The organism is Oribacterium sp. FC2011, assembly GCF_000701645.1.
GTDB lineage: Bacteria > Bacillota > Clostridia > Lachnospirales > Lachnospiraceae > Oribacterium.
The window spans coordinates 20,143-28,618 of record NZ_JNJM01000029.1; the positions used below are offsets into that span (position 1 = coordinate 20,143).

Annotated in this window: 17 protein-coding genes and 1 pseudogene; 17 read left to right on the forward strand and 1 reads right to left on the reverse strand. The window is 39.8% G+C overall.

Annotation, left to right across the window (positions count from 1 at the left end; genetic code table 11):
* The first annotated feature begins 131 nt into the window (after positions 1-131).
* From T357_RS0116510 to T357_RS21530, 12 genes are all read left to right on the forward strand, one after another.
* Positions 132-338, forward strand: a complete 207-nt coding sequence (locus tag T357_RS0116510; RefSeq protein ID WP_031554969.1) for a hypothetical protein — start codon at positions 132-134, stop codon at positions 336-338.
* A gap of 33 nt (positions 339-371) precedes the next feature.
* Entirely contained in the window at positions 372-530 is a 159-nt protein-coding gene (locus T357_RS21315) for a hypothetical protein (RefSeq protein ID WP_155991515.1), read from the forward strand.
* Positions 524-1,063: an HD domain-containing protein gene (locus T357_RS0116520; RefSeq protein ID WP_242840137.1), complete on the forward strand. Its 540-nt coding sequence runs from the start codon at positions 524-526 to the stop codon at positions 1,061-1,063. The genes T357_RS21315 and T357_RS0116520 overlap by 7 nt, the downstream gene beginning before the upstream one ends.
* A gap of 53 nt (positions 1,064-1,116) precedes the next feature.
* Positions 1,117-1,338 (forward strand): metallophosphoesterase family protein, encoded by a 222-nt coding sequence (locus tag T357_RS22250; protein ID WP_081828234.1) that lies wholly within the window; start codon positions 1,117-1,119, stop codon positions 1,336-1,338.
* 15 nt (positions 1,339-1,353) lie between these two features.
* The gene (locus T357_RS0116530; RefSeq protein WP_031554971.1) at positions 1,354-1,674 is read left to right on the forward strand and encodes a TfoX/Sxy family protein; all 321 of its coding nucleotides are present in this window, start codon (positions 1,354-1,356) and stop codon (positions 1,672-1,674) included.
* Between the two features lie 136 nt (positions 1,675-1,810).
* Positions 1,811-2,350, forward strand: a complete 540-nt coding sequence (locus tag T357_RS0116535) for a 3'-5' exonuclease (RefSeq protein WP_031554972.1) — start codon at positions 1,811-1,813, stop codon at positions 2,348-2,350.
* Between the two features lie 3 nt (positions 2,351-2,353).
* The gene (locus T357_RS0116540) at positions 2,354-2,680 is read left to right on the forward strand and encodes a hypothetical protein (RefSeq protein ID WP_031554974.1); all 327 of its coding nucleotides are present in this window, start codon (positions 2,354-2,356) and stop codon (positions 2,678-2,680) included.
* A gap of 181 nt (positions 2,681-2,861) precedes the next feature.
* Positions 2,862-3,026, forward strand: a complete 165-nt coding sequence (locus tag T357_RS21985) for a DUF6578 domain-containing protein (protein WP_330373143.1) — start codon at positions 2,862-2,864, stop codon at positions 3,024-3,026.
* Between the two features lie 21 nt (positions 3,027-3,047).
* Positions 3,048-3,488, forward strand: coding sequence for a GNAT family N-acetyltransferase (locus T357_RS0116545; RefSeq protein WP_031554976.1), 441 nt, complete (start codon positions 3,048-3,050; stop codon positions 3,486-3,488).
* 21 nt (positions 3,489-3,509) lie between these two features.
* Positions 3,510-4,721, forward strand: a complete 1,212-nt coding sequence (locus tag T357_RS0116550; protein ID WP_044917260.1) for a diaminopropionate ammonia-lyase — start codon at positions 3,510-3,512, stop codon at positions 4,719-4,721.
* Positions 4,693-4,824, forward strand: coding sequence for a hypothetical protein (locus T357_RS21990; RefSeq protein WP_255342846.1), 132 nt, complete (start codon positions 4,693-4,695; stop codon positions 4,822-4,824). Before T357_RS0116550 ends, T357_RS21990 begins: the two co-directional genes overlap by 29 nt.
* 107 nt (positions 4,825-4,931) lie before the next feature.
* Positions 4,932-5,591 (forward strand): hypothetical protein, encoded by a 660-nt coding sequence (locus tag T357_RS21530; RefSeq protein WP_197027367.1) that lies wholly within the window; start codon positions 4,932-4,934, stop codon positions 5,589-5,591.
* Positions 5,592-5,815: 224 nt separating this feature from the next.
* On the opposite strand, the gene T357_RS0116565 is transcribed toward T357_RS21530, so the two are convergent.
* A complete protein-coding gene (locus T357_RS0116565) occupies positions 5,816-6,016 on the reverse strand; it encodes a hypothetical protein (protein ID WP_031554983.1) in 201 nt (66 codons plus the stop codon).
* A 229-nt stretch (positions 6,017-6,245) separates the two neighbouring features.
* On the opposite strand from T357_RS0116565, the gene T357_RS0116570 reads away from it, so the two are divergent.
* The 5 genes and pseudogenes from T357_RS0116570 to T357_RS0116585 all read left to right on the forward strand — a co-directional run.
* Positions 6,246-6,473 carry a hypothetical protein gene (locus tag T357_RS0116570; RefSeq protein WP_031554985.1) on the forward strand — a complete coding sequence of 76 codons (228 nt, stop codon included), beginning with the start codon at positions 6,246-6,248 and terminating at the stop codon, positions 6,471-6,473.
* 43 nt (positions 6,474-6,516) lie between these two features.
* Positions 6,517-6,661 (forward strand): annotated as a pseudogene (locus T357_RS22255) (HD domain-containing protein); the annotation flags it as partial.
* Positions 6,662-6,684: 23 nt separating this feature from the next.
* Positions 6,685-7,194 (forward strand): pyridoxamine 5'-phosphate oxidase family protein, encoded by a 510-nt coding sequence (locus T357_RS0116575; protein WP_031554987.1) that lies wholly within the window; start codon positions 6,685-6,687, stop codon positions 7,192-7,194.
* 15 nt (positions 7,195-7,209) lie between these two features.
* Complete coding sequence (locus T357_RS0116580) at positions 7,210-7,815, forward strand: HD domain-containing protein (protein ID WP_031554989.1); 606 nt, start codon at positions 7,210-7,212, stop codon at positions 7,813-7,815.
* A 38-nt stretch (positions 7,816-7,853) separates the two neighbouring features.
* On the forward strand, positions 7,854-8,476 hold a 623-nt coding region (locus T357_RS0116585; protein ID WP_031554990.1), incomplete at its 3' end, for a YdcF family protein.

The window sequence follows — 8,476 nt, forward strand, 5'->3', positions numbered from 1 at the left end:
GGGTGACTACAGGATCAATATAAGGTCATTTATCGCTCCGGGACTTGCCTGGTTGACGGGGCTTTTGTCATCATTTTCGCACCGAATACAGATTATCTTATCATCCATATGAACCATGCCTTTATATTTGCATGGGTGATGATATCATCTACGTTCTGCATAACGCTTTTACAACCTATCAATTAAAAGAAGCATTTACCGAAGGTAAAACTATTAATGATTTTGGGCGTAAATATGATGAAGAGGGATTTTGTAAGGTTCTGGCAGCATTTTTGGACAGCGGCAGGACAGATATGGATTTCTTTTATGCGGCAAAGCTTATAAAGGAAATGGTATGATGACTTTGATTCTCAACAATGGGGAGAAACTCGATGCGCCTGTTTATTGCAATAAACTTTAATGAAAACATGAAGTATGCTCTTTTAAAGATGCAGAATGAGTTAAAAAAATCCGGAGTAAAAGGCAGTTTTACACGTGAAGACAGAGCAAGGAAAATATGGGATGATTTATACGGAAATAGGGTATGCTAAGGCATTTTAGTATAGTTTATAAAGATGGTTCCGGAGGAGAAAGCATAAACGGGAAAGGAAATGCCATGAGTAGATTAAAAGAACTAAGAAAATACATTGATAAGAAGCTTAACAAGATGGAAGATGAAGATAAAAGAACCGGTGCTATTGCCCATCTTTATGGAGTGTCACTGGCAGCTCAAATGATAGCGAAGAAAAGGAATCTTGATCCTGAACTTGCGGCAATGGCTGCAATGCTTCACGACATGCACGCTTATAAGACCGGATCTTATGATGATCATGCGCATCTTGGCGCAGATTATGCAAGAAATGTTCTTACAAAGCTTGAACTTACAACTCCTGAGGAAACTGAAATTATCTGCTCAGCAATCTATCACCATGATGACAAGCTGAATGTAGACGGTCCCATGGACGAAGTCCTCAAGGATGCTGATGTGATCCATCACTGCGTGAATGACTTATCAAAACCTATTAAGGAAAAAGAACAGGCAAGGTTTGACAGTATTATGAAGGAATTTGGGATAGAGGCATGATTGAATCATATAATCTGTGGAGGGAGAATGATGGATAGACCTGGGCAAAAGATATTACTGTTGAGCAGGAGATAGAGCTAGAAGGATATTGCTTCTATATGGTCCACAACATAAAGCATATAAGAGAAGATCTGTCCGGCATTGATTTTGTGGTATATGGTCATTCCCACAAGTATGAGAACCGGCAGAAAGACGGAATAACTTATCTAAATCCAGGTAGCTGTGGTCCGCGGAGATTTACACAGCCTGTGATAAATATTTTGAAGCTTTATTAATTTAGAGGAAAGTTTATGGCATCTAGTAAAGATTATTTGGAATTCATATTAGAACAGCTTTCGGGATTGGATGAAATCTCTTATCGGGCAATGATGGGTGAATACATCCTTTATTATCGTGGTAAAGTGTTCGGTGGCATATATGATAATCGATTTCTTGTGAAACTGACAGAATCTTCTGTCAAAATGATGCCAGATACATCTAAGGAAATCCCGTATGAAGGTGCCAAAGAAATGATACTTGTAGAGGAAGTTGATAATAAGGAGTTTCTCAGGGAATTGGTGGAAGTGATGTATGACGAATTGCCTTCACCTAAAGCTAAGAAACGAAGTTGAGACAATTGATGCGGTTCCTGATGCCTGGTACGATGTTTGGAAGGAACTTGAAGGCCCGATCACATTTCGAAGGGATTTTCCGGGTTACTATGAAATTGATGTAGTGGAACAGAATGTGTTTTAGAGGTTGATGAAGATGTCACGATATGTGGTTTTTGATGTTGAAACACCGAATCATCTGAATAACAGGATGAGCGCCATAGGTATTTCTGTTATTGAGGATGGAAGGATTACTGAAGAATACTATACTCTGGTGAACCCCGAGCAGTCTTTTGACTATTTTAATGTACGATTGACCGGAATAAGTGAACAGTCAGTCAAGGATGCGCCTAACTTTCCTATGGTTTGGGATAAGATTAAACCCATTATGAACAGCGGAATGCTTGTGGCTCATAATGCGGTGTTTGATCTTGGAGTCCTAAAGCACTGCCTTGAGGGATACGGTATAGACTGGAAACCATACGTCAGATATATGTGTACCGTTCAGATGGGAAGAAGGCTGCTTCCTGGCATCAGTCATAAGCTTAATGTCCTGTGTGATCATTATGGGATAAGCCTTAATCACCATCAGGCCGATAGTGATTCCCGGGCATGCGCCGAGATACTTCTAAGGTATTTTGAGTCAGGTGCTGATGCTAAGAATCATATCAGGACATATTCTTTTAGGAAGGAGTAGTTCTTGAATAAAAAGCAGGGCAATAACTGGACTGCTTACCATGACAAAGACACGAACCGGTACTTTGCAGAGATAATATACACCAGTCGTGAAGGTCGGGAGCAGTACAATTACGAAATCACTCATGATATTTATAATCGGTTGGGCTCGTTTAATGATGACATTGAAAATGAAAGACTGATAAGAACTGCAAAAATGACCTATTCATTTGAAAACACAATGTACGGTACTCTAGGACCGGAGAGGACGGTCTGGGATGAAGAAGCCAACGAAGCTATGAAGGATAGCGTAAAAAAGATAGATAATAAAAAAGGAAAAAAAGGAAAGTAACGCTAATAACAGTTTATGGCGGATACATGGGAGTAGACACACAACTGTTTACGGTTTGCAGATTACTGTGGGCCGGGACCTTAGTGAGGCAACTAAATGGAACTTGATGAAAAATGGATAAGAGAACATCTGCCCATACTATCACACACTGTAATTTTCAGATTAAATATCAGAAATAAACATAAACACAAAAGTTTTCTATGAACTATGGCAGATGGAATGCTGCGGTACTCCCTTTAAGATTGGTGACTCCATCGAATGGCATGTTATCAGCGCAGACAGACTTATACGACCTTTCGATATAGACGGGCTTGAATACGCCTATGATGCACATACCATTAGCTAATCAGTGGTTTGGTAAATAGATATGATAATACGATTAATGACAATAGAAGACTACGAAAAGGTTTATCAGTTATGGCTTTCTTGTTCAGGAATGGGGCTAAATAACCTTGATGACTCCAAGGACGGAATTGCTAAATACCTCGATAGAAATCCTGATACTTGCTTTGTTGCCGAAAAGTCTGATGAGATTATTGGTGTAATAATTTCAGGACACGACGGAAGGCGCGGATTCATTTATCATACAGCGGTAAACCCTGAGTATAGAAATCAAGGAATCGCTAAGATGCTTGTAGAGGCAGCTATGGATGCACTTAAAGCAAATGGGATAAACAAAGTTGCACTGGTTGTCTTTGACAGAAACAAAGATGGAAATGCATTCTGGGAGAAAGTTGGATTTTCTGTTAGAGAAGATCTGGTCTACAGAAACAAAACAATCTCAGAATTAATAAGGATAGACACTTAGATTCAAGATAATGCAGTAAGGATGAACAACAATATTCGGATTTTAAAAAATAAATATACAGTCAACGGGTACAAGGATTCTCTTTTTACAAGGAATGAAGCTGAAAATGCCATCCGCTTTCATAGGAGTCTTCCGTGTTACAATGAAACGCCACTAAAGTCCCTGTCATCCACTGCAGAGAAGTACGGTGTCGGGGCAATCCTAGTAAAAGATGAGTCTACAAGATTCGGACTTAATGCATTTAAGGGACTTGGTGGAAGCTATGCCATTTTCAGAATACTGTGCGACTATTTTGGAATGGATCATGAGACATCAGTTTACGAGGATTTCCATAATACTATAATCCGAAAACAATGTGAGAATATTGTATTCGTAACTGCAACAGATGGAAATCATGGAAAAGGTGTTGCATGGGCCGCAAGCCTATTTGGATGTAAGTCACATGTGCTGATGCCGAAGGGCTCTGCTGAGTCAAGAAAACATGCGATTGAAAATGCAGGGGCGAGCTCCGTTTTGATAACGGAGCTAAATTATGATAAGACAGTTGCCCTTGCAAAGAAGCTTGCTGAAGAAAATGGATGGATTCTGGTTCAGGATACATCTTGGGAAGGATACGAGGAGACTCCCCGCTGCATCATTGAAGGATACCTTACAATGGCTCAGGAAATCATCGGACAGATGGGAGGGAGGAAACCGACTCATGTGTTTCTGCAGGCAGGAGTAGGCGCGATGGCAGGAGGAATCACAGCCTATCTCATGGACGTCTATAAAGATGATCCACCGATTATTACTGTCGCTGAACCAAGTACCGTCGCATGTGTTTATTTATCAGCGGAAATAGCTGATGACAAACCACATTCAATTGATGGTGATCCTGAGACCATTATGGCCGGCCTTAATTGTGGAACACCATGCAGTATCACATGGCCTGTTCTCAGAGACGCTGTTTCATTCTACTGTGCTTGTGAAGATTGTATTACTGAAAGAGGGATGCGGGCCTATGCCTTACCGGAGAATGGAGATCCCGCCATCGTTTCAGGTGAATCCGGTGCAGTGACATATGGATTACTTCTGGAGATTCTTGAGGATTCGGAACTAAGGAAGCTCTGGAAAATAGACGAAAACTCAGCTATTTTACTCATCAACACTGAGGGAGCTACAGATCCGGTTAACTATGAGAAAATCCTTGGCAGGGGGATGATCAATGAATGCAAAACGAGGATATGTACCTGAGGATGACAGGAACTTTTCAGAATGTGTAGTTAAGGATATGCGGTCAGCCTCTCGTCATTTATGCTACCTTATAAGTGAAGGATATGATCTTACCCTCAATTAGTAGAAAGCATCTCTTTATGTAAGCTGGAAGATAAGGATGAATTCAGGAATTAGTGTAACTGGTAACTGTTGTAAAGTTCTGCTTAGTTGATTTTTTAGGCGGTAAATATGAAGAGAATAATAAAGTTTATTGGGATATCGTTAATTAGTATTAGCCTGTTGTGTGGCTGTGGTAGTGGACTAGAGATTCCGGAGCCGTTAATAGAAAACATTATATCATCACAGAAAAACGAAGCAGATAATACTTCTTTCAAATATGAACATGATCCAAGAGACAATGTAAAGGCAATGGAAGACATTATTGATAATCCGGATGCAGTATACGGTTTTTCACCAAGTCCGGAATCAAAACGTCTCGGAGAATATGCAGAGTATGATTGGACTGATCCTGAGTTTGTTGCTGACGCAAGGGAAAAACGCATAGAATATCATAAGTCGTTGGATTCAATGACAGATATCCTATACAAAATGAAGGAAGAAGGAGCAACGACTGAAGAAATGGCAAGAGCTGTCTCAGCTGAAAAGAACCGCCTCAGGCTTGAATCATACAAAGATGATCCGGAGGGACTTGAAAAGCTCAAAAAGAGTAATATGGATACTTATGGACATGAGGACGGTCCTACTCCTGATGAAATGTTTGAGAAATATGGTAGTTGGGAGATAGTTATGCAAAAAGCATTTTCCACCAATATGGGAATGGATGCTTGCTGTGGATTATATGATGAATATTATCAGTTGTATATCGAACTGGGATATATAAATGAATAAAGTAAGCAAGGTGAGACGGTTTGGCTTTCAATCGATCAAATGGCGGAACTGTTCCAAAGAGATAAATCTACAATTTCCAGACATATAAAAAAAGTATTTGAAGAGGGAGAACTAATTCGAGATTCAGTTGTTGCATATTTTGCAACAACTGCTAACATAGGTTACTTCATAACTAAAAAACGGAATGATTAATCCTCACCGTGAGGACAAATCATTTCGTTTTTTTAAATCCATTTTAATGCTTTCTCAATTCCTCCGATTCTGATTTCATTGATAATCGCACGCTGCTCCGATTCCGGTTTATTTTTAAGATATTGTGCCAAACTGGCTATTTTCACGCCTGTTTCTACAGGATCGCTCTTCTTAGACCAAACGAAAATACCGGCTGCTTCCAAAAGCTGTCTCTTTAACTCTTCCTCACTCATGATAGACCTCCACACTATATATAAAGGATCTGTATGAAACTTATTTATATTACTTTGTCACGTACATCTTATCGGACAGGTCAAGGATAATATAATCAGTACATATATATTTCTTATTATTCCGTTTACTATGTTAGTTACTTAAGTTCTTGTGGTATGATTTACATATTCGTTATTAGTTCTGATATCCATAGGTTTTCGGTTTATGCTTAACTAAGAGGGAGTCTATATGTTCAACATTTTTCTAAAGAAAAAACCGGATATACCGGAATATAACTATGATCCAGAAAAAGAGATACCTGTGATCCGTGCATCAATCTGTAATGGAGAGCAAGTGGCAGGATTTAAGGATAAAAAGACAGGGGCGTTTCATGAGTTAATGGTTATTCGTGGCGAAAAGGATATTGCAGAATTCAAAAATGCCTTTAGTCTTAGGGATATTAGGAAGGAGTACTGATCCATGGAAACAAGACATTACGTTGTGGTAAGCATCGACGGTGATTATGGCGTATCTGTTAAAGGAGTATTCCAATGAGCCAATTGACATAGCAAAAACCATGCTAATGTGCCTTATCCATGATGTGGTGGAAAGATACCTATGCCTATGATGAAGAGGGGCTTAAGACTCAGAAAGAGCGGGAGGACAATTTATAAAAAGGATGAATACAATGTGGGAACTTGACTATGATAAACAGGCAAATTACTGGATAAAAAAGGATGCTGATTCAGCTAAACTTGAACGGGAGAAACTGAAGGAAAGAATAGAATCCTTTATATGTGAGAGAAAGACCTGTGCACTGGCTACGGCTTCGGACGGTTTCGTAAGATGTACTCCGATCGAATATAATTTCTTAGACGGAGCATTTTACTTTTTGTCGGAAGGCGGGCTTAAGTTTAAAGCATTAAAAGATAATAAGAATGTCAGCATTGCTATTTTCGACGCTTATGATGGATTCGGAAAGCTGAAGGGGCTTCAGGTACAGGGTAAAGCTTGGATGATAGAGCCTTTTTCAGATGAGTACTTGAAGATTCTTGAGTATAAGAAGACTCCGGTTGAAGCTATCAGGAAAATGCAGGATGCCATGAATCTGATAAAGGTAGTTCCGAAGAGTTTCGATTATCTTGATTCGGAGCTTAAACAGGAAAACGTAAAAATAAGACAGCATTTGGAACTGTAAGGAAGGGGATAGAAAATGATAACGAGAGAAGAAGCTTTTGATCTATTGAAAAAATACAATAAGGATCCGTTCCATATCCAGCATTCACTGACTGTGGAAGCAGTCATGAAGTGGTATACGAAGGAGCTTAGATATGAGGATGAAGAAGATCGATGGGGAATCGTAGGACTTCTCCACGACATTGATTTTGAACTTTACCCGGAGGAACACTGCCTTAAAGCGGTATCCTTACTAAGGGAAGGCGGGGTAGATGAGGGTATCATCCATTCTGTTTGTTCACATGGATATGGGATTACTGTACCTTGTGGTGTGACAATAGACGTTGAACCTATACACGAGATGGAAAAAGTACTGTTTGCTGCTGATGAACTTACAGGTCTCATCTGGGCTGCGGCACTTATGAGACCATCAAAGAGCACAAAGGACATGGAATTAAAGTCCCTGAAAAAGAAGTATAAGAGCAAGGGCTTTGCTGCCGGCTGTTCCAGAGAAGTGATCGAACGTGGCGCCGAACAGCTTGGATGGGAGCTTGATAAACTCCTTGATATGACGTTGAAAGCAATGGCCGCAAGTGAAGATACGATTAATGCAGAAATGGCTGCTGAGGAACAAAGTAAATAAAGAAATATACTTTTGGGGAATTCAGGAAAAGTTTTGATATGAACTATATAAGATATGTGTTTCTGGCACTTACGCTTCTAAGCCTTATCTACTCTGTAAGTATCTACATGGTTGGAAGTGGCACATTCTCATTCATGATATGGATATTCAGTGCAATTATTTTCGGACTATTATTCTATCTTTCAGGCAATGATAGGTGGATGAAGATCCCATTTGGGATAAGATGTGCAGGTTACATTATAATCGGATTAACGGCAATATTCTTTACCATCTGCTTTATTGCCATGGCAAGTCACTTCAATGATAAAGGTGAAGAAAATCTTGACTACATAATTGTCCTTGGTGCGCAGATGAAAGGTGGAAGTCCTAGTGCGATCTACAGATTCAGACTTGATGCTGCATATGACTATCTCATAAAGAATCCGGATACTATCTGCATTGTATCCGGTGGAATAGGGAAGAATGAGACTGTCAGTGAAGGAGACGGGGGAAAGGAATATCTCATTTCAAAAGGCATTGCGCCTGAGCGCATCATCGCAGAAACAGAAGCCAGGGATACAGTTGAAAACATATTGTTTTCAAAAGAGATAATGGATCAATCTACAAGCGATGATACACTAAGGATAGGTATAGTGACAAACAATTTCCATGTCTTCCGGGG